This window comes from Rhizobium sp. NLR22b, from assembly GCF_019685295.1.
Classification (GTDB): Bacteria; Pseudomonadota; Alphaproteobacteria; order Rhizobiales; family Rhizobiaceae; genus Rhizobium.
Genome location: NZ_JABDWM010000002.1, coordinates 1 through 20,508 on the forward strand (window position 1 = coordinate 1; position 20,508 = coordinate 20,508).

The window sequence follows — 20,508 nt, forward strand, 5'->3', positions numbered from 1 at the left end:
CCTTGATGTGGTGGAAGGGGATGTCGTGGTTGACGACGACCTTCTGGTAATCGAAATGGTTGGAGACGACGCCGACGATGTCGATCGGCAGCGCCCCGATCTTCCAGCGGTAGAGCAGGTCGTTGAGACAATGGCCGAAACGCGACACCATCAGCAGCACCTTCATGCGGCTCTCGCTGTCGTGGAAGTCGTAATCCATCTCGAAGGGCGCCGCGACGGCGGCAAAATCGGCGCTGATGGCGGAGCCCGACAGGCCTTCTTCCGAAATGAAGCTGACACGCATGAAAAACTTGCCGGTATCGAGATCGTCGAACTGGCTGGAGTCGATGATGTTGCAGCCCTTCTCGGCCAGATAGCTGGAAATCGCCGCAACGATGCCGCGCGTCGATTTGCAGGATACGGTGAGTACGAAGCTCTTCATGCTGTCTCTTCCTTCACCCTTTCAGGTATAGAGAGTCCGGTCATGCCGAGCTGTCCAACCCGGCATGGCGAAGACGTCGGTCCGGCTGCTCAGATATCGAGCGTGCTGTCGCGTTCCCACTGGGTGAAATGCGAGCAGTAGGCATTCCATTCCCGGTGCTTGAGCTTGAGATAGGCGGAGGAAAACTCAGCCCCGATTGCCGCCTTCAGGCCTTCGTCGGCATCAAAGGCGCGCAGCGCATCGAGCAGGTTGAGCGGCAGGCGCGGCGCGTCCTTCACCAGGTGTCCCTCGGCATACATATCGATATCATAGTGCTGGCCGGGGTCTGCCTGGCTGCGGATGCCGTCGAGGCCGGCCGCGATGATGATCGCCTGTAAGAGATATGGATTGACCGCACCGTCCGGCAGGCGCAGCTCGAAGCGCCCAGGCCCCGGCACGCGCACCATGTGAGTGCGGTTGTTGCCCGTCCACGTCACGGTGTTCGGCGACCATGTCGCGCCTGAGGTCGTGCGCGGCGCATTGATGCGCTTGTAGGAATTGACCGTCGGATTGGTGATGGCAGCAAGCGCCGAAGCGTGCTTCATGATGCCGCCGAGGAAGGTTTTCCCCTGCGCGGAGAGGCCGAAGGCCATTTCCTTGTCGGCGAAGGCGTTGACCCTGCCGTCGATGTCCCAGACCGAGATGTGGGCATGGCAGCCGTTTCCGGTCAGGCCCTTGAAGGGCTTCGGCATGAAGGTGGCGCGAAGACCGTGTTTTTCGGCGACCGACTTGACCATGAACTTGAAGAAGGAGTGCTTGTCCGCCGTCTTCAGGACATCGTCATATTCCCAGTTCATCTCGAACTGGCCGTTCGCATCCTCGTGGTCGTTCTGATAGGGCTTCCAGCCGAGTTCCAGCATATAGTCGCAGATCTCGGCGATGACATCGTACCGACGCATCACGGCCTGCTGGTCGTAGCAAGGCTTCTCGGCGGTATCGAACTCGTCTGAAATCACCGAACCATCAGCAGAGATGAGAAAGAATTCGGGCTCCACGCCGGTCTTTACCCGGAGCCCCTCCTTCGCAGCTTCAGCCACCAGTCTTTTCAGCACGACACGCGGCGCCTGTTCGACAGGCTGATCGTCCATGACGCAGTCGGCGGCGACCCATGCGACGTCTCTCTTCCAGGGCAATTGGATGACGGAGGAGGCATCGGGAACCGCAAACAGGTCCGGATGGGCCGGCGTCAGATCGAGCCAGGTCGCAAAGCCCGCGAAACCGGCGCCATCCTTCTGCATGTCGGCAATGGCTTCCGCCGGGACCAGCTTGGCGCGTTGGCCGCCGAACAGGTCGGTGTAGCTGATCATGAAATATTTGATGCCTTTGTCTCTCGCAAAAGCAGCAAGGTCCAGTGTCATTCTCGTTCCCCTTTGGATTTCTTCGAGACACTTTGGTTATGGAGATGAGACGGCCGGGACTTTGGCCCGGCCGGTAGAAATCAGAAGCCTCCCTTGCCGGGAATCCAGTTGGTGCCGGCGAGCGGCACCTGCGCCATGGCCGATGCCTCGATCGTCAGCGCGACGAGGTCTTCCGGCTCGAGATTGTGCAGGTGGTTCTTGCCGCAGGCGCGCGCGATCGTCTGGGCCTCGAGCGTCATGACCTTGAGGTAGTTGGCGAGACGGCGGCCGGCCGCAACCGGGTCCAGGCGTTTTGCGAGCTCCGGGTCCTGGGTGGTGATGCCGGCCGGATCCTTGCCTTCGTGCCAATCGTCATAGGCTCCGGCCGTGGTGCCGAGCTTCTGATATTCCTCTTCCCAGCGCGGATCATTGTCGCCGATGGCGACGAGCGCCGCCGTGCCGATCGCGACCGCATCGGCGCCGAGCGCCAGCGCCTTCGCCACGTCGGCGCCCGAGCGGATGCCGCCTGATATGATGAGCTGCACCTTTCGGTGCATGCCGAGATCCTGCAGCGCCTGCACGGCCGGGCGAATGCAGGCGAGCGTCGGCATGCCGACATTCTCGATGAAGACGTCCTGCGTCGCCGCCGTGCCGCCCTGCATGCCGTCGAGCACGACGACATCGGCGCCGGCCTTCACGGCAAGAGCGGTGTCGTAATAGGGACGCGCGCCGCCGACCTTGACGTAGATCGGCTTTTCCCAATCGGTGATCTCACGCAGCTCCATGATCTTGATTTCCAGATCATCGGGGCCGGTCCAGTCCGGATGGCGGCAGGCCGAGCGCTGATCGATGCCCTTCGGCAGGTTGCGCATATTGGCGACGCGGTCGGAGATCTTCTGGCCGAGCAGCATGCCGCCGCCGCCGGGTTTGGCGCCCTGGCCGACCACGACTTCGATCGCGTCGGCACGGCGCAGGTCCTTCGGGTTCATACCGTAGCGCGAGGGCAGATATTGGTAGACCAGCGTCTGCGAATGGCCGCGCTCTTCATCGGTCATGCCGCCGTCGCCCGTCGTGGTCGACGTGCCCGCGATCGTCGCACCCCGACCGAGCGCCTCCTTGGCGTTGCCGGACAGCGCACCGAAGCTCATGCCGGCGATGGTGATCGGCGTCTTCAGCGTGATCGGGTTCTTGGCGAAACGCGAGCCGAGCACCACAGTCGTGTCGCACTTCTCGCGGTAACCCTCGAGCGGGTAGCGCGAGATTGAGGCGCCGAGAAACAGCAGGTCGTCGAAATGCGGAACCTTGCGCTTGGTGCCGGCGCCGCGGATGTCATAGATGCCGGTCGCCGCCGCGCGGCGGATTTCGGCAAGTGTGTAGTCGTCGAAAGTCGCGGACTTGCGTGGCGGGGTATAGGGGTTGTGATAGCTCATGAGTGTCCCTCGCCTCAGTATGCGTCGGCGTTGTCGATGTTGAAATTGTAGAGCTTGCGGGCCGATCCGTAGCGCTTGAACTCTTCGGGTCTGACGTCCGTCACCCCCGCCTTGTCGAGGAGTTCGGCAAGCTTCTCCAGATGCTCCGGCCGCATCTCTTTCTCGATACAGTCGGAGCCGAGGCTCTTGACCTCGCCGCGGACGAACAGCTTGGCTTCGTAGAGCGAATCACCGAGCGCATCGCCGGCGTCGCCTAGCACGACGAGATGGCCGGACTGGCCCATGAAGGCCGACATGTGGCCGATGCTGCCATGAACGACGATGTCGATGCCCTTCATCGAAATGCCGCAGCGCGACGCGGCATTGCCCTTGATGACCAGCAGGCCACCCCGGCCGGTCGCGCCAGCATATTGGCTGGCGTCGCCCTCGATGACGACGGTGCCGGACATCATGTTTTCGGCAACACCCGGACCGGCCGAGCCATGAACCGTCACCTTGCCGCCGTCATTCATGCCGGCGCAGTAATAGCCGACCGATCCCCTGACAGCGACCGTCACTGGGCTGTCGATGCCGACGGCGACGGCATGGCTGCCGCGCGGGTTGATGACCTCGAACTCAGTGTCGTTGGCGCCTTTGGAAAGAGCGTGCAGCGCGCTGTTCAGTTCGCGAAGAGGGGTGCTGGAAAGATCGAATGTGGGCATTGATTCCTCGTTGGAAGCCTCGTTTGTCCGGGAGGCGGTCTGCGCCGCCTCTTGGCTTTCAGGCGCCCCTCAGGCGGCCTTGTCGTGATCCCAGAAGTAGACAGTTGCCGGCTCCGGCTCCCAGACACGGGCATTCTCGATGCCGGGAAGATTGACCAGCGCGCGGTATTCCGAACCGAAGGCGACGTACTGGTCGGTCTCGGCCATGACGGCGGGCTTGCAGGCGATGGGGTCGCGCACCACGCCGAAGCCGGACTTGGTGCCGACGACGAAGGTGAAGAAGCCATCGAGATCGTCAAGCGCGCCGGTCAGCGCCTGGCCGAGATCCTTGCCCTTGGCCATTTCGGCCGTCAGATAGGCGGCGGCGACTTCGGAATCGTTCTGCGTCTCGAAGGTCATGCCTTCGCGCACCAGTTCGCGGCGCAGATTGTTGTGGTTGGACAGCGAACCGTTGTGCACCAGGCACTGGTCGGCGCCGGTCGAGAACGGGTGGGCGCCGAGCGTGGTGACGGCGGATTCGGTCGCCATGCGGGTATGGCCGATGCCGTGGGTTCCGCTCATCGCGCGGACGCCGAAGCGCGCCACGACGTCCTTGGGAAGGCCGATTTCCTTATAGATCTCGACGCTTTCGCCCGAGCCCATGAGGCGGACTGCCGGGCGGATCCGTTCGAGCGCCTCGCGCACCTCTGCAAGCTTGGAAGCATCGAGCTCGATGACCGCATGCGTGCTTTTGATCCACACATGGGCCTTGATGCCGGCTTTCTCCAGGTCGCCGGCGAGGCCTTCGAAGTCCGCCCCTGGATTGCTGGACTGGACGGTGATCTTTGCCTTGCCCGCTGCGGAGCCGCCATAGATCGCGATTCCGGCCGAGTCCGGGCCGCGATCGGTCATGGTGATCAGCATATCCGAGAGCAGATTCCCGAGCTGGGGTTCAAGGCTCTTGTCCTTGAGGAACAGTCCTACAATGCCGCACATGGCGCGTGCCTCCGTTCATGTTGAGAAAGGAGTAGCAGGTCTCTATCGGGACATCAACTGGGAAGAATAAAGTTTTCCTCTAAGGCAATTCAGCTCCGCGAGCTCTGCTGGGGATAACTGATGATCGACAGGTATTTGCTCGGCAGTTTCACCAACTGTTCCGGCCCATGCGGCGCATCGGCGTCGAAGAACAGGCTGTCGCCCGGCTGCATCTGGAAAAGCTGGTCGCCGTGGCGGTAGACCACCTCGCCTTCGAGCATATAGAGAAACTCCATGCCCTCGTGCTGGAAGGTCGGGAAGATGTCGGAATCGGCCGTCAGCGTGATCAGATAGGGCTCGACGATGACCCCGCTGGTATTGTTGTCGATATGGCCGAGCAGATTATATTGGTGGCCGGCGCGGGTGCCGCGCCGTTCGAGTTCGACGCCCTGCCCCGCCTTGACGAAGACGGCATTGCGCGGCTCCTCGAAGCGGCGGAAGAAGGCGGTCAGCGGCACGCCGAGCGCCCGCGACAACGATTGCAGCGTCGTCAGCGACGGCGAGATATTGCCGTTCTCGATCTTCGACAGCATGCCGAGCGAAATGCCGGTCGCGGCCGCGAGATCGGTGACGGTGATGCCGAGTTTCTTGCGGTAGGCGCGCACCTCATGGCCGATTGCCATTTCGAGGTTGTTTTCCTTCGGTTCCCGAACGGCGTGCGGGTCCTGGGAAAAGGCAGCACGGCCGCCATGCGGCTGTTCCGGCTGCTCCGCCGCTTCTCGCTTGGATTTCATGGATTTTCCCCTGCCGCCTGCGCTTTTGTTCGGATGCAATCCTATCGTCATAGTGAAATTTCCTCAACCGTGAAGAAAACTATTCCCGCCGCGCCTCACGCGGAGTGACGCCGTAGGCGCTACGGAACATCCGGGAAAAATGGCTGAGGCTGGAAAAGCCGGTGGCAACCGCGATCTCCGAGACGGAAAGCGGGCTCTGCTTCAGCAGGCGATGGGCATGCTGCAGCCTGATCCTGTGGTATTGATCGAGGAAGCTGGTGCCGAGGTGGGCCGCAAACAGCCGGTCGAGATGGCGGGTGGTGACGCCGGCGATCCGCGCCATGGCGGCACGCTCGAGCGGCATCTCGATCGTCTCCTCCATTCGTTCGAGAACGCTGAGCAAGCCGGGGTGGTGGACACCGTAGCGCTCGGCAAGCGACGCACGCTGTGGTGCTGCCGGCTCGTTGACCTCCGTGTGAAGATACCAGTCGCTGACGCGACGGGCGAAATCCGGCCCCATGCGCTCGGCGATCAGCACATGCATCATGTCAAGTGGAGCGATGCCGCCGCCGCAGGTAATCCTGTTGCCGTCGATCACGAAGCGTGCCTGGCGCGGCGTGAGATCCGGAAAGGCTTCGAGAAGGGCTGCCGCATGCTCCCAATGGATGGTGAAGTCGCGGCCGCCGAGCAGTCCGGCGGCGGCCATCAGATAGGGACCGCCCGAGATGCCGCCGATCCTCACACCTTCGCGCGACAGCTGCCGCAAACAGGCAAGCACGCCGGGATATCGCCAGTCGCGCGGCGAACCGCCGGCGCAGACGAAGGCCGTTCCGAGCCCCGAGCCTCTGACGGGCAGAGGTTCGGCGGGTACGCTGATGCCGGAGGAAGAGAGTGCCGATGCGCCATCCGGCGAGAAGATCTGTAGCCGATAGATCTCGCGGCCCGCCAGCAAATTTGCCGCCCGCAACGGCTCCGTTGCCGAGGCATAGGACATCAGCGCAAATCCAGGAACCAGGATGAAGCCGATCGTCTGAACATTTCTGCTATCAAGTGAGGACATGTCCCTTTCTTAGCGATTCATGTCCCTATTGTGCAAGTCTGCCCGCTTCTTTCTGGCATCATGCTTCCGTTCTTTCCGGGTGACCCATGCGCTATTCCGCTCTTTCGATTTTTTTGAACGGCCTTCGCGGCAACAAAGGCTGGGCGCCCGCCTGGCGCGATACGGCGCCGAAGCCGCATTACGACGTCGTCATCGTCGGCGGCGGCGGTCACGGCCTTGCCACCGCCTATTATCTCGCCAAGGAGTTCGGCATCACCAATGTCGCCGTGCTCGAAAAGGGCTATCTCGGCTCCGGCAATATCGGCAGGAACACCACGATCATCCGGTCGAACTACCTGTTGCCGGGCAACAATCCCTTCTACGAACTGTCGATGAAGCTCTGGGAAGGACTGGAGCAGGACTTCAACTTCAACGCCATGGTCTCGCAGCGCGGCGTACTGAACCTCTTCCATTCCGACGCGCAGCGCGACGCCTATACGCGCCGCGGCAACGCCATGCGGCTGCACGGCGTCGATGCCGAGCTGCTCGACCGGCAGGCGGTGCGCAAGAAGCTTCCGTTCCTCGATTTCGACAATGCCCGTTTCCCCGTCATGGGTGGTCTATACCAGCCGCGCGGCGGCACGGTGCGCCACGACGCGGTCGCCTGGGGTTATGCCCGCGGCGCAGACAACCGCGGCGTCGACATCATCACCCAGTGCGAAGTCACCGGCATCCGCACCGAAAACGGGAAGGTGACCGGTGTCGAGACCAGCAGGGGCTTCATCGGCTGCGGCAAGCTGGCGCTGGCGGCGGCCGGCAATTCCACCGTCGTCGCCGATATGGCCGGCTTTCGCCTGCCGATCGAAAGCCATGTGCTGCAGGCCTTCGTCTCCGAAGGGCTGAAACCTTTCATCGACCATGTCGTCACCTTCGGCGCCGGGCATTTCTATGTGTCCCAGTCCGACAAGGGCGGGTTGGTCTTCGGCGGCGATATCGACGGCTACAATTCCTATGCGCAGCGCGGCAATCTCGCGACCGTCGAGCATGTGGCCGAAGCCGGGATCGCGATGATCCCGTCGCTGTCGCGCCTGCGCTACCTGCGCTCCTGGGGCGGGGTGATGGACATGAGCATGGACGGCTCGCCGATCATCGACCGTACCCATATCGATAATCTCTATCTCAACGCCGGCTGGTGTTACGGCGGCTTCAAGGCCACGCCCGCCTCCGGCTTCTGTTACGCCCATCTGATTGCCCGCAACACGCCGCACCAGACGGCGCGCGCCTTCCGGCTCGACCGCTTCGCGCGCGGCTACCCTATCGACGAAAAGGGCGTCGGCGCCCAGCCCAACCTGCATTGAGGACATTTAGACGATGGCAAGCCTGATTTCATGTCCTCATTGCGGCGTCCGGCCCAAGGAGGAATTCTCGATCCGCGGCGATGCGAACCTTGTCCGGCCGGCGCCGGATGCCGGCGCAGATGTCTGGTACGACTATGTCTATCTGCGTGACAATCCGAAGGGCCGGCACAGCGAATATTGGCACCATTCCTCCGGATGCCGTCGCTGGCTGATCGTCGAGCGCGATACCGTCACCCATAAGGTCCACGGCGTCAGGGATGCCGCCCTTGCCAAGCTCGGCGGAGAACCGGCATGACGAGCTTTCGTCTTTCCTCCGGCGGCCGCATCGACCGGGCCAGGACAATCGGCTTCACCTTCGACGGCAAGGCGCTGCAAGGCCATTCGGGCGACACGCTCGCCTCGGCGCTGCTGGCCAACGGTATCCAGCTCGTCGGCCGCAGCTTCAAATATCACCGCCCGCGCGGCATTCTGACGGCGGGGGCCGCCGAACCGAACGCGCTGGTGACGACAGGCAGCGGCGGGCGCACCGAACCGAACACACGCGCGACGATGATCGAGCTTTATGAGGGGCTGACGGCCAAGAGCCAGAACCGCTGGCCCTCGCTCGGTTTCGATGTCGGTGCGGTCAACGGCCTGCTCTCGCCTTTCCTCAGCGCCGGTTTCTACTACAAGACCTTCATGTGGCCGGCAGCCCTCTGGGAAAAGCTCTACGAGCCGGTGATCCGCAAGGCGGCGGGCCTCGGCCGCGCCTCCTACGAAGCCGATCCCGATGCCTATGAGAAATGCTGGGCGCATTGCGACCTGCTGGTGATCGGCGCCGGCCCTGCCGGCCTCGCCGCGGCGCTGACGGCCGGGCGCGCCGGCGCGCGCGTCATCCTCGCCGACGAAGGACCCGAACTCGGCGGCAGCCTGCTCTCGGACAATGGCGCCGTCGATGGCAAGCCGGCGGACGCCCTTCTCGGCGAGTTGCTGGCCGAACTCGAAGGGCTTTCGAATGTGCGCCGCCTGCCGCGCATGACCGTGTTCGGCTGGTACGACGACAATGTCTTCGGCGCCGTCGAACGTGTGCAGAAGCATGTGGCGCTGCCCGATCCCGAGGGGCCCGTCGAACGATTGTGGCGCATCGTCGCCTGCCAGGCGATCCTGGCGACAGGGGCCGAGGAGCGGCCGCTGGTCTTCGGCGGCAACGATATTCCCGGCGTGATGATGTCAGGCGCCATGCGCAGCTATCTCAACCGGCAGGCGGTCGCGCCGGGCCGAGGCACGGTGATCTTCACCACCAACGATAGCGGATATGACACCGCCGCTGACCTCGAATCCGCCGGCCTTCGAGTTGCGGCGATCGCCGACAGCCGCCCCGACGGCGGCAAGAACTGGCCGGGCCGCGCCGAGGTGCTGAGGGGCGCGCGGATTATCGATGCCCATGGCGGCCGGCGTCTGCGCGGCGTCAGCGTTAAAGCCGAAGACGGCATTCGCCGGATTGAAGCCGATGCACTTGCCATGTCGGGGGGCTGGAGCCCGGTCATCCATCTTGCCTGCCATCGCGGCGGCAAACCGCAATGGTCGAACGAGATTGCGGCGTTTCTGGCGCCGGCTGCGCAGGATGGTCTTGCCGTTGCCGGCGCGGCTGCCGGCCTTGCGCAGACTGCAGCCTGCCTCGGTGATGGAGCGGCAAAGGCGGCCGCTGCCCTGAACGCGATCGGTTTCGCAGCTGAACCGGCCTTTGCCTCAGCCACCGACACGGCTCAGCGCACGAAGTCGCTCTGGTCCGTCAAAGGTTCGAAGGGCAAGGCTTTCGTCGATTACCAAAACGACGTGCATCTCAAAGATCTCGGCCTCGCCGTCCGCGAAGGTTACGGCCATGTCGAACTTGCCAAGCGTTACACCACATCAGGCATGGCGACCGATCAGGGCAAGCTTTCCAACATCAACGCCATCGGCATTCTTGCCGAGGCGCGCGGCGTCTCGCCTGCCGAGGTGGGCACGACGACCTTCCGTCCCTTCTACACACCTGTCTCCTTCGGCGCTTTGACGGGGGCATCGCGCGGCAAGGATTTCCAGCCGGCGCGCAAATCGCCGTTGCATGGCTGGGCGAAAAAGAACGGCGCGGTCTTCGTCGAAACCGGCCTCTGGTACCGCTCCTCCTGGTTCCCGCGCGCCGGCGAAACGACCTGGCGTCAAAGCGTCGACCGCGAGGTGCTGAACATCCGCAAAAATGCCGGCCTCTGCGACGTCTCGACTCTCGGCAAGATCGAAATCTTCGGCAAGGATGCAGCGACCTTCCTCGATCGCGTCTATTGCAACGGTTTTGCCAAGCTGGCGGTCGGCAAGGCGCGCTACGGCATCATGCTGCGCGAGGACGGCTTCATCTATGACGACGGCACCACCAGCCGCTTCAGCGACGACCACTTCTTCATGACGACGACGACGGCGCTGGCCGCCGGCGTGCTGACCCATCTCGAATTCTGCGCCCAGACGCTGTGGCCGGAACTCGACGTCTACTTCGCCTCCTCGACCGATCAATGGGCGCAGATGGCCGTCGCCGGGCCGAAGTCGCGCGCGATCCTCTCGGAAATCGTCGACGAGGATCTTTCCGATGCGGCCTTCCCCTTCATGAGCGCCCGCAAGGTGTCGCTATTTGCAGGCCGCCTCGAAGGCCGGCTCTTCCGGATCTCCTTCTCGGGCGAACTGGCTTACGAGCTGGCGGTGCCGGCCGGCTACGGCGAAAGCGTTGCCGATGCCATCATGGCGTCAGGCGAGAAGCACGGCATCTCAGCCTATGGCGCGGAAGCGCTCGGTGTCATGCGCATCGAAAAGGGCCACGTCACCCATGCCGAGATCAACGGCACGGTCACCCCAGGCGATCTCGGCTTCGGCCGCATGGTTTCATCGACCAAGCCGGATTTCATCGGCAAGGCGATGCTCGCCCGCGAAGGCCTGCAGGATCCCGAGCGCCCGCGCCTCGTCGGTGTCAAGCCGCTCAATCCGGCAAGCGGCTTTCGCACCGGCTCGCATATCCTTGCCGAGGGCGCAGCGGCGACGCTCGAAAACGACCAGGGTTATGTCACCTCGAGCGCCTTCTCGCCGAGCCTCGGCCATACGATCGGCCTGGCGCTCGTCCGGCGCGGGCCGGAGCGCATCGGCGAAAAGGTGACGGTCTGGAACGGCCTGCGCAACGAAATCACCGATGCGGTGCTCTGCCATCCCGTCTTCATCGATCCCGAAAACGAGAAGCTCCATGCCTGAACTTCCCCAGCACAGACCGGTTCTCGCAGGAGCCAGATATAGCGGCATGGCAGGACCCGGCCTCCGGCTGGAAGCTTTGCCGGAGGGCCATCTCCTGCACGTGCTCGGCGCAATCGAGCCGACCGCACTTGCCGCCGAACTGGCGAAGATAGGCCTTGCGAAAAGTTCGATCCGCAAGGCCGGCTTCCGCCAATGGTTCGTCGCCGGCGACGAGCCGCTCTCGCCTGCCGGTCTGGACGCGCTTGCGGCGGCCCTTGCTGGAAAGGCCTTCGTCATGGACCAGAGCCACGGTCGCGTCCGCATCGGCATTTCCGGAGGGTCTTCGCGCGTGCTTCTTTCAAAGGGCACCGCAGTCGATCTCGATCCCGCCGTCTTTGCGGAAGGCAGTTCGGCGATGACCATGATGGGTCACATCTCCGTACAGATCGCCCGCACCGGCGATGACAGCTTCGAACTCACCGTTCTGCGCAGCTTCGCCGAAAGCCTCTGGGACGAGCTTAATCATATGGCGGCGAGCGCTGAAAAGGACGGTGGCGCATAGGGCCGTACCGGCACAAAGATCGATTATTAACCCAAATTAGCTGGAAGGTTCAACTTTTCGGTGCGATGGCACGCAGCCGTTGACCATCGAGCCCACACGAGAATTCGCTACAGTGGAGAGGATGGCGGCGAAATTGTTAGGCCGTGGAGATCGAGTTCACGGGGTCGCCGGCAAAAAATCTGCTGTTTCGGTAAAGGTCCGTTCGGGGCGGAAGATGTTAGATGTGTGAACATAGCCGCTAGCCAACGAGCTCGTGTGTTACTTTGCAGATCTAAGCAAGTTGACTTGAGGTTTACACCGGAGCTAGGGAAGGTAGGGCCATCGTAAATCAGTCGCATCTACAGGCACAGTATGAACCTTCAGTCTGGTAAGACTCTATATCGCAGGATAGTAGTATCCTTCGTATTTTGTATTGTGGTTATTTATATATACGGCGGATCTCTCCAGTCACATAAGAGCCAGGAAGGACAGACAATAGATATATTAAAGAAATACCTTGTCGAATCCGGAGAGGCTGATCGACTACAGTTTGCGAATTGCTTCAGAATCGAAAAATCAGAAACCGATCAGCTTCCAGATGTGAGCTTCTTTATTGGGTGCGAGGTTAAGAAACCGCTTTCGGCGGCCCCCCTTGCTCTCTCAGTGGCGTTCGGTGCTCGCGGGCAGGTTGAATTTACGGATATGTCGAGGGGCGAGAAATGATGGGAGGCTTTTCTAACCTGAATCTAAAAGCCGCCGCTGGACATCCTGGCCGAGGCGCGGCGGCAGCTGGCGCGTTATCCCACGATCAAGCTCGTCAGTGCCCGGGCCGAAAGTGTCTCCGGCGGCATCGACAACTTCTCCGTCCTCACTGGCGATGGCGAAAGCCTCACGGCGCGCCGCGTGATCCTGAGCTATGGCATCGTGGACCAGATGCCTGATGTTCCGGGCTTTGCCGAAAGCTGGGGCACCTCCATCGTGCCCTGCCCCTATTGCGACGGCTTTGAAGTCGCCGGCCAGCATTGGGGCCTCGTCTGGTCCGGCCGGTAGTCGCACAATCAGGCCAGGCTTTTCCACGATTGGACCGACAGGTTGACGCTGTTCGCCGATGGTCATGACATTCCGCCCGATATCCGGGCCGATCTCGCACCTCGCAACATACCTGTCGTCGAGGGCCGGATCACCGGGATCGTCCATCACGGGGGCCACAGCGCCGCCGTCAAACTCGATACCGGCCCCGATGTCGCGGTCGACATCCTGTTCGCCCATCCGCGCAACAAACCGTCCGCCAGTCTGCATGAATCACTGGGCCTCGCCACAGTCGATACGCCCAGCGGCATCGCCCTCAAGGTCGATGAGCGCCGCGAGACCAGCATGCCTGGCATCTACGCCGCCGGCGACCTCGCCAATCCCGGAATGCCCTCGGTCACCACGGCATCATGGCAAGGCGCGATGGCGGGTATCTTCGCCCAGCAGTCGATGCTGGTTTGAGAGCCGCGAATTCCTTCTCCGGGTTCTGGCGGGACGAGCGCGCCACCGGCGCTGGTTCCTCAGCCTCGAAATGTGTAGCCGCTGATCGAGGCCGGTTTCATCTCGATGGAGAAGCCCGGCAGGGTGGGCGGCATATAGGCGGCGTTGTCGATCCGGCAGGGGTCGAGGAAGTGTTCATGGAGATGATCGACATATTCGATCACGCGGCCATCCTTGGTGCCGGATACCGCGATGTAATCGATCATCGACAGATGCTGCACATATTCGCAGAGGCCGACGCCGCCGGCATGCGGCCAGACCGGCAGGCCGAACTTGGCGGCGATCAGCAGGACGGATAGGACCTCGTTCAGCCCTCCCATACGGCAGGAATCGATCTGGACGATGTCGATCGCGCCCTCGGCAATGAACTGCTTGAACATGATGCGGTTCTGGCACATCTCGCCGGTCGCGACCTTCACCGGGCTGATTGCCTGGCGGATCTTGCGGTGGCCGGCGACATCGTCGGGGCTTGTGGGTTCCTCAATGAAGAAGGGCTTGGCGAAAGCAAGCGCCTTGACCCAGTCGATCGCCTGGTCGACATCCCAGACTTGGTTGGCGTCGATCATCAGGTAACGATCGGGACCGATCACTTCGCGGGCTATCCTCAGACGGCGGATATCGTCTTCGAGATCGCGGCCGACCTTCATCTTGATATGGTTGAAGCCGGCATCGATCGCTTCCTGGCAGAGCCGGCGTAATTTCTCGTCCTCGTAACCCAGCCAGCCGGCCGAGGTCGTGTAGCAGGCGTAGCCCTCCTTTTCGAGGGTGGCGACCCGTTCCGCCTTGCCGGCTTCCGCCTTCTTGAGGATAGCGACCGCTTCGTCACGCGTCAGCACGTCGGTGAGGTAGCGGTAGTCGACGATATCGGCGATCTCTTCCGGCGACATCTCGGCGACCAGCCGCCAGACCGGCTTGCCGGCCTGTTTGGCGAGCAGATCCCAGACGGCGTTGACGATCGCGCCGGTTGCAAGGTGAATGGCGCCCTTTTCCGGGCCGATCCAGCGCAACTGGCTGTCGCTGGTCAGATGCCGCCAGAATTTGCCGGGATGGGCAAGCACCTCGCCGAGGTCGGCGCCGACGACGAGGTGGCGCATCGCTTCGATCGCCATGCAGCAAATGTCGTTGCCGCGGCCGATGGTGAAGGTCAAGCCATGGCCGGCAAGGCCTGGGACATCCGTGTCGAGGATGACATAGGCGGCCGAATAGTCGGGATCGGGATTCATCGCATCGGATCCATCCAGGCTTTGCGAGGTGGGAAAGCGGAGATCGAAGACGCGAAGGTCGGTGATGCGGGTCATTGTTGTTCCTCCCGATTTATGGGGCCACTTGCGATAGCCGGATCGGCCGGTTATCTGCCGATCGACCGGCTGACGTCAGATCGTCCAGCCGCCGTCGATGGCGATCGCCTGACCGGATGTGTAGGTGGCGCCGGCGAGATAGACGGCGAGATCGGCGATCTCTTCCGGCGAGCCGAGCCGGCCCATGGGCTGGCGGGCGATGAAGGCGGCGCGCGCCGCATCGTAATCGCCCTGGGCTCGCATGCGGTCCTGCAAGGATGGACTTTCCACCGTGCCGGGGCAGATGGCATTGCAGCGAATGCCTTGAGCAACATAGTCGGCGGCGACCGATTTGGTAAGGCCGATGACCGCCGCCTTGGTGACACCATAGGCGAAGCGATTCGGCACGCCCTTGATGCTGGAGGCGACGGAGGCCATGTTGATGATCGACCCGTCCTTGCGTTCGAGCATGCCGGGCAGCACCGCCCGGATGGTGCGGATCATCGCCTTGACGTTTAGATCGAAAGCGAATTCGAGATCGGAATCCGGCATTTCCAGGATCGAGCCGGCATGGACGAAGCCGGCGCAGTTGAACAGAACGTCCACAGTGCCGATTTCGGCGACGAGCGCCGCGACCGCATTCCCATCGAGCACGTTGAGCTTATGCGTGAAGACGCCGGTTTCCGCGGCAAGGGTCGCCAGCGCATCGGTATTAATGTCGGTTGCATGGACCTTGGCGCCGGCCGCGGCAAAGGCTGCCGCCGTCGCCCGGCCAATGCCCTGGCCGGCCGCGGTGATGAGAACGGTCTTGCCGGAAAGTCTGTTTGTCATGTCACGGGCCTCTTCTGGATTGTCTACATGAGACGATGCATGCGGTTATCTTGCCGAAGGCCGAGCGGTGATGGAATAGCTCGTCCGTCAAGGCCTGCCACTTTCTCTCTTTACGCGTTTCGGCCGGCCTAGCGTGGGCATGAAGCCTCGCCTCTCGTCGTTTCCGCTGATCGGTTGTCTTCAGTTATGATTTGTCTGTTTATAGACAAACAGACGATGGGCCAAGGGTCAAGCGTGAAGTTTTCCTTTTCCGGCCTTGGTTCTGCGTATATGCAGAATAATATTCACAGGAGGAAAGAATGGAGACCGACGAGTCAGACCGCTACCGCGCTCCTGCCCTCGACAAGGGTCTCGATATCCTGGAGCTGCTCGCCGGCGTCGACAGCGGCCTGACCCAGGCGGAGATCGCCAAGCGGCTCGACCGCAGCCCCAACGAATTCTATCGCATGCTCGACCGGCTGGTGCGTCGCGGTTACGTCACCCGGCTGGATGGCGATCGCTATTCGCTGACGCTGAAGCTCTTCGGCCTTGCGCAATTGCATGCGCCTGTGCGCCGGCTCGCCTCCTATGCCACGCCGCTGATGCGCGACCTTGCCCAGCGCACCCGCCAGGCCAATCATCTCGCCGTGTTCGATCGTGGCGCCGCGGTTGTCATCGCCCAGCAGGAAGCACCGGACTATTGGGGCTTCTCGATCCGCATCGGCGCCCATATCAGCCTGTTCGACACCGGCTCGGGGCATGTGCTGCTCGCCTTCCGCAGCGACGAGGAGCGGGAGATGATGATATCGGAACATGCGCGCAACCGCGCCGAGATCGACCTCGGTGCCGAATTCTACGATCGTCTCGACCAGATCCGCGAGCGCGGCTACGAGATGATGGCAAGCGCCCAGACATCGGGCGTCTATAATCTGTCGGCGCCCGTTCTCGGGCCGGATCGGCGTTGCATCGCCGCCCTGACCTGCCCCTTCATCGCCCTTGTCAACGCGCCGTCCGCCCCCGACATCACCCAGACGATCACGCTGGTGCAGAAGACCGCCACTCAGCTTTCGCTGCTGGCCGGGGCGGATGTCTTCAATTCCGGCTGAAAAGGTGGGAGGATCTCGGGAATTTCTATTTGAATAATCCATTCACGAGAAATAGGGTGCGGCAAAGCCAGTTCTGGAGGAGGAAAACGTGCTCATCGACACGCACCTGCACATTATCGACCGGTCGGCGCTTCCCTATCCCTGGCTCTCCGGCGTGCCGGCTCTCGATCATGACTTTCTCTATGAGACCTATGCGGCCGAGGCGCGGCGCTGCGGCATTACGACGGCGCTGCATATGGAGGTCGATGTCGATCCGGCCGTCATGCAGGCCGAGACCGACCACATTGCCTCTCTCGCCAAAAGGCAAGGCAACCTGATTGCTGGGGCGATTGTCTCCTGCCGTCCCGAGGAGGAAGGCTTTGCCGCCTATCTCGAGCGGCAGAAGGCCGATCCCTTCGTCAAAGGCTTCCGCCGCGTGCTGCATGTCGTCCCCGACACCGTCTCGGAAAGTGTCCTGTTTCGAGACAACATCCGGCGCATCGGTGGCAGCGGCCTGACCTTCGACCTCTGCACACTGCCGCATCAGGCCGGTCACGTCACCGCTCTCATCGATCTCGCGCCCGACGTGCAGTTCATCCTCGATCATTGCGGCGTGCCGGATATCCGCTCCAATGCTTTCGAGCCATGGAAAGCCGGGATATCGGAGATCGCCCGCCGGCCGAACGTGATCTGCAAGATATCAGGCGTCGTCGCTTATGCGGATGCGCAGACATGGACAGCCCAGACGCTGACGCCCTATATCGAACATGTGATCGCAAAATTCGGCTGGGATCGTGTCGTGTGGGGCAGCGACTGGCCGGTCTGCACGCTCGGCGGCGGCCTTTCCACCTGGGTTGCCGCCACGCATGCGGTGCTCGCCAGCAGCAGCGAAGCGGAACGCTCCAAGCTGCTCTTCGACAATGCCCAGCGCCTCTGGTCATTGTAACATTTTGTTTAGGCCGTCCCGATCCTTTGGCTGGAAGGGCCGCAGCAAACCACCATGCTCGACACCCTGAAATCGGATGATGTACCCCCCAAAAGTGCTACTTTGGCATGTTTTTTGCTGCTGCTAATATGAAGCGATGCAATGTTTCGGTTTGGGACGACTTACAGCCAAACAATTGCTAGCTTTGTGTGTCTCAGGTACAAGTTGTCAGACACGGATATGGCGAATAACCTCATGTCCGTGTCCTCAGGAGGGAAAACAAAATGAAAGAAGAACCGCACGCAGTGGATGTTCATGTCGGAAAGACGATCCGCATACAGCGTCTGCTGCGCAAAGTTTCGCAGACGGAATTGGGCGACCGTGTTGGCGTAACGTTTCAGCAGATCCAGAAATACGAAAAAGGCTCCAACCGCGTTTCCGCCAGCATGCTGGTAGAAATCGCCGGTGCGCTGAATGTCGACGTCAGGACGTTCTTCGACGACCTGTCGACCCCTGAAACGGCTAACGACAACCCCGCTCCCAGCGAGGAATTCGTTATTTCGCGCGAGGGTGTCCTTTTGAACGCGGCGTTCTTCTCGATCAAAAACGAAGCGCTTCGCAAGAAGATCCTGAAGCTTGTTCAGGCAATCGCCCACACCGAACAGGCCGACGGTGAAGCGGCCGAATAGCCGGATCTCCTTCACGCGATCCTAACGGCGGCATGAAGGTCAATGGCGATCGATCAGGATCAGATTCTCGCTAGCGTCCTTCATTGCGATCTTGGCCTTGCTGCCGAGCAGTTTCTCGAGGTTGACGTCAAGCTCCCTGTCCGGATCTATGCCGTCCCAATCGATTACGACCTGCAGCAGTGCCATGTTCGTCAGGTGCATCAGATTACGCAGCTGAAGCTTTTCAGCCTCCTCCTTGGCTGCCGACAGCAGCCGGAAGATCCTTGCGTATTCACTGCCTGTACCTTCATTATGTTGTTCAAACATTGTTCCCGCCCCTTTGGCCGTGAAGCCTCAGATTCCATCACCACTGCATCATTTCGCCGAGACCGTTATTCTAGCGTTACAGGAGTCACATTGCGTGTGACTTCGGCGTGCAAAAGCTCCCAATGCGAGGTTGCGGCAAAGCGCCAGTCACGGTTGACGGGGGCGAATTCGTCGCGGTGCAGCCACTCCAGCACCAGCCGCGCGTCGTCGCGTTTGCGTTCGACGCGGTTCTTGCGCAGAGCGGCGAGGAGGTGGTCGCGGCGCGGCTTGCGGAAATGGCACTCGTCGAGCACGTGCGCATAGGTGCGTTCGGAGAAATGCAGGAAGCGGCCGGAGAGCAGCAGTTTCTTGCGCTCAGCCGTCGAAATCTCGCCGCAGGCATAAAGCGCATCGATCGTCGGCTCGAAATCGACCCAGGGTACGGAAAGCGGCAGCCAGCCAAGCGCCTGCGGCGCATGTACCAGCGCGACGGCCTCGTCGTCGAGCAGCCGCCCGGACTCGTAATCCTCGAAGATCGAGCCGAGGCCGACCATGCCGAACGGTGCGCATTCCGCGGCCCGCAACGCGCCCATGCTGGCGCCGCCGGCTACGGCGACATCACGTTCGAGCGCGTAGAGAATTTCCTTGTGCCAGACCGAAGGCAGATCGCCGAAATAGCCGTCGACGAGGCCGATCGCGGTGGCGCCATCCTCCACCGCCTTCAGGATGTCGCCGCGGGCGGCGGGCGGGCGGAAATCGATGCAGGGAGACATGTTTCTCGCTGCGGCAAGGCCGCCACCAAGGCTCGGACCGACGAACAGAACCTTCATGACTGCGCTCCTCTCATGGTGTTGACGGCGCGCAGGCCGAGTTGGACGTACTGTCCTGATATATCGACCTCCAGGCCCGGCACGATCACCCTGACGACCGAGACCGGCAAAGCCGGATGGGCAAAGGGCACGGCGACGATCTGCTCGATCCCGCTCGCCACCAGCCGGTCGGCTATGTGGCGGATGGTCTTCTGGATCGTCGCGGCACGGCGATGGCGGCTCTGGAAGGCGCGCATCCGGCCGTCGCTCTCGCAGAGTTCGACCAGCTGCTGCATCGCCGCACTCCGATCGAGCCGCTGATAGATGCGCGGCGAGAAATCGTCGCGGCTGCCGGCGATCGCGGTCAGTCGGCTCTGGGCCGCTTCGGTAATGGCGCGCAGCGCGGCGCGCACAGGATCGGGATGGCAGCCGCAGCCGCCGCAGACATGCGACCAGCGCGCGTCGACGCGGTCGGAGAGATTGCCCGGCATGATGACGGCCAGAAAAGCCGGAACGCCGATATCCGTTGTCATGTCGAGCAGCAGCAGCCGCATGCCAGCGCGCGTGATCCGGTCGGTCATGACGTCGATGACCGCATCGCCGAAGGAGGCGGGGTCGATGCGGCTCTCCTTGAGGCGCTGCGGCGATTTCAACTGGGTCAAAGCCCAGGCATCACGCTCCACCAGCTCGCAAAGTCCGTGCAGGACGGCTTCGGCCGGCGTATTGCCGGAGGCAAGCCCATCGCTCGACTGCTCGAAGCCCGGCGGCCGCTCGCCGCGATGGTCGAGGCCGACAAGCCACCAGGGGACGAAGACGCTGCTGCCGGACAGAATGTCGAGGCCGGAGCACCATGGGATGGGGTCGCCGCCGATTTCATCGGGCGCACAGCGTGCGACATTATCGAGATCGATCATGGCGGCGCGTTCCGCCCGCATGCTCTCCACCGTCGCCTGCGTCAGGTCGGCAGGCGCATTTTCCGCGATCCGCGTCTCGATCGCCTCCATGGCGGCCGAGGCCATGGCGGCATCATTATCGATGCCTTTGCCCTGGAAGACCGAAAGCGTGTGGCTGTTCGGCCTCGTTGCGAAGGCGACGGGGATGTTCAGCACGTCGAGAGCGGTCAGCAGACCGACGCGCGTAATACCGAATTCGCGCAGATGCGGCCTGATGGCTGCAAGTGTCTGTGCCGGCGTGACTGCACGGTCGTGATAGTCGCTGACGCCGGCCGATGATCGCTTGAGATCATCGGCTAGCATTTCAAGATCGGCGAAGGCGGACAT

19 protein-coding genes and 1 pseudogene are annotated in these 20,508 nt (G+C 62.3%); 8 read left to right on the plus strand and 12 right to left on the minus strand.

The features are described from left to right. From HJC00_RS03745 to HJC00_RS03775, 7 genes are all read right to left on the minus strand, one after another. Positions 1-421 (minus strand): ACT domain-containing protein (locus tag HJC00_RS03745; RefSeq protein WP_405048781.1); only part of this gene is annotated, 421 nt, incomplete at its 3' end. Positions 422-510: 89 nt separating this feature from the next. Continuing rightward, entirely contained in the window at positions 511-1,818 is a 1,308-nt protein-coding gene (gene glnT / locus HJC00_RS03750) for a type III glutamate--ammonia ligase (protein ID WP_221144761.1), read from the minus strand. Between the two features lie 80 nt (positions 1,819-1,898). Further along, positions 1,899-3,227 (minus strand): FMN-binding glutamate synthase family protein, encoded by a 1,329-nt coding sequence (locus tag HJC00_RS03755; RefSeq protein WP_210632431.1) that lies wholly within the window; start codon positions 3,225-3,227, stop codon positions 1,899-1,901. A gap of 14 nt (positions 3,228-3,241) precedes the next feature. Beyond that, a complete protein-coding gene (locus HJC00_RS03760) occupies positions 3,242-3,928 on the minus strand; it encodes a GXGXG domain-containing protein (RefSeq protein WP_210632432.1) in 687 nt (228 codons plus the stop codon). A gap of 69 nt (positions 3,929-3,997) precedes the next feature. Further along, entirely contained in the window at positions 3,998-4,903 is a 906-nt protein-coding gene (locus HJC00_RS03765) for a glutamine amidotransferase family protein (RefSeq protein ID WP_210632433.1), read from the minus strand. An 89-nt stretch (positions 4,904-4,992) separates the two neighbouring features. Then, on the minus strand, positions 4,993-5,676 hold the full coding sequence (locus tag HJC00_RS03770) for a helix-turn-helix domain-containing protein (RefSeq protein WP_210632434.1): 684 nt from the start codon (positions 5,674-5,676) through the stop codon (positions 4,993-4,995). Between the two features lie 79 nt (positions 5,677-5,755). Further along, positions 5,756-6,715 carry a GlxA family transcriptional regulator gene (locus HJC00_RS03775; RefSeq protein WP_210632435.1) on the minus strand — a complete coding sequence of 320 codons (960 nt, stop codon included), beginning with the start codon at positions 6,713-6,715 and terminating at the stop codon, positions 5,756-5,758. A gap of 86 nt (positions 6,716-6,801) precedes the next feature. On the opposite strand from HJC00_RS03775, the gene HJC00_RS03780 reads away from it, so the two are divergent. The 5 genes and pseudogenes from HJC00_RS03780 to HJC00_RS03800 all read left to right on the plus strand — a co-directional run. Beyond that, entirely contained in the window at positions 6,802-8,052 is a 1,251-nt protein-coding gene (locus tag HJC00_RS03780; protein WP_221163644.1) for a sarcosine oxidase subunit beta family protein, read from the plus strand. A gap of 13 nt (positions 8,053-8,065) precedes the next feature. After that, positions 8,066-8,347 carry a sarcosine oxidase subunit delta gene (locus HJC00_RS03785; RefSeq protein ID WP_210632437.1) on the plus strand — a complete coding sequence of 94 codons (282 nt, stop codon included), beginning with the start codon at positions 8,066-8,068 and terminating at the stop codon, positions 8,345-8,347. Then, a complete protein-coding gene (locus tag HJC00_RS03790; RefSeq protein WP_221163645.1) occupies positions 8,344-11,298 on the plus strand; it encodes a sarcosine oxidase subunit alpha family protein in 2,955 nt (984 codons plus the stop codon). The genes HJC00_RS03785 and HJC00_RS03790 overlap by 4 nt, the downstream gene beginning before the upstream one ends. Beyond that, positions 11,291-11,839 carry a sarcosine oxidase subunit gamma family protein gene (locus HJC00_RS03795; protein ID WP_210632439.1) on the plus strand — a complete coding sequence of 183 codons (549 nt, stop codon included), beginning with the start codon at positions 11,291-11,293 and terminating at the stop codon, positions 11,837-11,839. Before HJC00_RS03790 ends, HJC00_RS03795 begins: the two co-directional genes overlap by 8 nt. A 729-nt stretch (positions 11,840-12,568) precedes the next feature. Then, positions 12,569-13,309 (plus strand): annotated as a pseudogene (locus tag HJC00_RS03800) (NAD(P)/FAD-dependent oxidoreductase); the annotation flags it as partial. 59 nt (positions 13,310-13,368) lie between these two features. Here the strand turns inward: HJC00_RS03800 and HJC00_RS03805 are convergent. Further along, a complete protein-coding gene (locus tag HJC00_RS03805) occupies positions 13,369-14,646 on the minus strand; it encodes an L-fuconate dehydratase (RefSeq protein WP_210632440.1) in 1,278 nt (425 codons plus the stop codon). 75 nt (positions 14,647-14,721) lie between these two features. After that, positions 14,722-15,456 carry an SDR family oxidoreductase gene (locus HJC00_RS03810; RefSeq protein ID WP_221123081.1) on the minus strand — a complete coding sequence of 245 codons (735 nt, stop codon included), beginning with the start codon at positions 15,454-15,456 and terminating at the stop codon, positions 14,722-14,724. 299 nt (positions 15,457-15,755) lie between these two features. Between HJC00_RS03810 and HJC00_RS03815 the strand changes: the two genes are divergently transcribed. The 3 genes from HJC00_RS03815 (at position 15,756) to HJC00_RS03825 (ending at position 18,134) form a co-directional block, all read left to right on the plus strand. Next, positions 15,756-16,541 carry an IclR family transcriptional regulator gene (locus tag HJC00_RS03815; protein WP_210632442.1) on the plus strand — a complete coding sequence of 262 codons (786 nt, stop codon included), beginning with the start codon at positions 15,756-15,758 and terminating at the stop codon, positions 16,539-16,541. A gap of 88 nt (positions 16,542-16,629) precedes the next feature. Next, complete coding sequence (locus HJC00_RS03820; protein ID WP_210632443.1) at positions 16,630-17,466, plus strand: amidohydrolase; 837 nt, start codon at positions 16,630-16,632, stop codon at positions 17,464-17,466. 263 nt (positions 17,467-17,729) lie between these two features. Beyond that, positions 17,730-18,134 carry a helix-turn-helix domain-containing protein gene (locus tag HJC00_RS03825; protein ID WP_184458547.1) on the plus strand — a complete coding sequence of 135 codons (405 nt, stop codon included), beginning with the start codon at positions 17,730-17,732 and terminating at the stop codon, positions 18,132-18,134. Between the two features lie 39 nt (positions 18,135-18,173). Here the strand turns inward: HJC00_RS03825 and HJC00_RS03830 are convergent, their stop codons facing one another. From HJC00_RS03830 to HJC00_RS03840, 3 genes are all read right to left on the minus strand, one after another. Continuing rightward, a complete protein-coding gene (locus tag HJC00_RS03830; RefSeq protein WP_004668299.1) occupies positions 18,174-18,440 on the minus strand; it encodes a hypothetical protein in 267 nt (88 codons plus the stop codon). A 65-nt stretch (positions 18,441-18,505) separates the two neighbouring features. Beyond that, positions 18,506-19,249, minus strand: a complete 744-nt coding sequence (locus HJC00_RS03835; RefSeq protein WP_210632444.1) for a TfuA-like protein — start codon at positions 19,247-19,249, stop codon at positions 18,506-18,508. Further along, a complete protein-coding gene (locus HJC00_RS03840; protein WP_210632445.1) occupies positions 19,246-20,508 on the minus strand; it encodes a YcaO-like family protein in 1,263 nt (420 codons plus the stop codon). Before HJC00_RS03840 ends, HJC00_RS03835 begins: the two co-directional genes overlap by 4 nt.

What these genes read in the sequence shown, in the direction of transcription:
- glnT (WP_221144761.1), bottom strand. Translation starts at nt 1,818, where the DNA reads ATGACACTGGACCTTGCTGCTTTTGCGAGAGACAAAGGCATCAAATAT.
- HJC00_RS03755 (WP_210632431.1), bottom strand. Translation starts at nt 3,227, where the DNA reads ATGAGCTATCACAACCCCTATACCCCGCCACGCAAGTCCGCGACTTTC.
- HJC00_RS03760 (WP_210632432.1), bottom strand. Translation starts at nt 3,928, where the DNA reads ATGCCCACATTCGATCTTTCCAGCACCCCTCTTCGCGAACTGAACAGC.
- HJC00_RS03765 (WP_210632433.1), bottom strand. Translation starts at nt 4,903, where the DNA reads ATGTGCGGCATTGTAGGACTGTTCCTCAAGGACAAGAGCCTTGAACCC.
- HJC00_RS03770 (WP_210632434.1), bottom strand. Translation starts at nt 5,676, where the DNA reads ATGAAATCCAAGCGAGAAGCGGCGGAGCAGCCGGAACAGCCGCATGGC.
- HJC00_RS03775 (WP_210632435.1), bottom strand. Translation starts at nt 6,715, where the DNA reads ATGTCCTCACTTGATAGCAGAAATGTTCAGACGATCGGCTTCATCCTG.
- HJC00_RS03780 (WP_221163644.1), top strand. Translation starts at nt 6,802, where the DNA reads ATGCGCTATTCCGCTCTTTCGATTTTTTTGAACGGCCTTCGCGGCAAC.
- HJC00_RS03785 (WP_210632437.1), top strand. Translation starts at nt 8,066, where the DNA reads ATGGCAAGCCTGATTTCATGTCCTCATTGCGGCGTCCGGCCCAAGGAG.
- HJC00_RS03790 (WP_221163645.1), top strand. Translation starts at nt 8,344, where the DNA reads ATGACGAGCTTTCGTCTTTCCTCCGGCGGCCGCATCGACCGGGCCAGG.
- HJC00_RS03795 (WP_210632439.1), top strand. Translation starts at nt 11,291, where the DNA reads ATGCCTGAACTTCCCCAGCACAGACCGGTTCTCGCAGGAGCCAGATAT.
- HJC00_RS03805 (WP_210632440.1), bottom strand. Translation starts at nt 14,646, where the DNA reads ATGACCCGCATCACCGACCTTCGCGTCTTCGATCTCCGCTTTCCCACC.
- HJC00_RS03810 (WP_221123081.1), bottom strand. Translation starts at nt 15,456, where the DNA reads ATGACAAACAGACTTTCCGGCAAGACCGTTCTCATCACCGCGGCCGGC.
- HJC00_RS03815 (WP_210632442.1), top strand. Translation starts at nt 15,756, where the DNA reads ATGGAGACCGACGAGTCAGACCGCTACCGCGCTCCTGCCCTCGACAAG.
- HJC00_RS03825 (WP_184458547.1), top strand. Translation starts at nt 17,730, where the DNA reads ATGAAAGAAGAACCGCACGCAGTGGATGTTCATGTCGGAAAGACGATC.
- HJC00_RS03830 (WP_004668299.1), bottom strand. Translation starts at nt 18,440, where the DNA reads ATGTTTGAACAACATAATGAAGGTACAGGCAGTGAATACGCAAGGATC.
- HJC00_RS03835 (WP_210632444.1), bottom strand. Translation starts at nt 19,249, where the DNA reads ATGAAGGTTCTGTTCGTCGGTCCGAGCCTTGGTGGCGGCCTTGCCGCA.
- HJC00_RS03840 (WP_210632445.1), bottom strand. Translation starts at nt 20,508, where the DNA reads ATGTCCGCCTTCGCCGATCTTGAAATGCTAGCCGATGATCTCAAGCGA.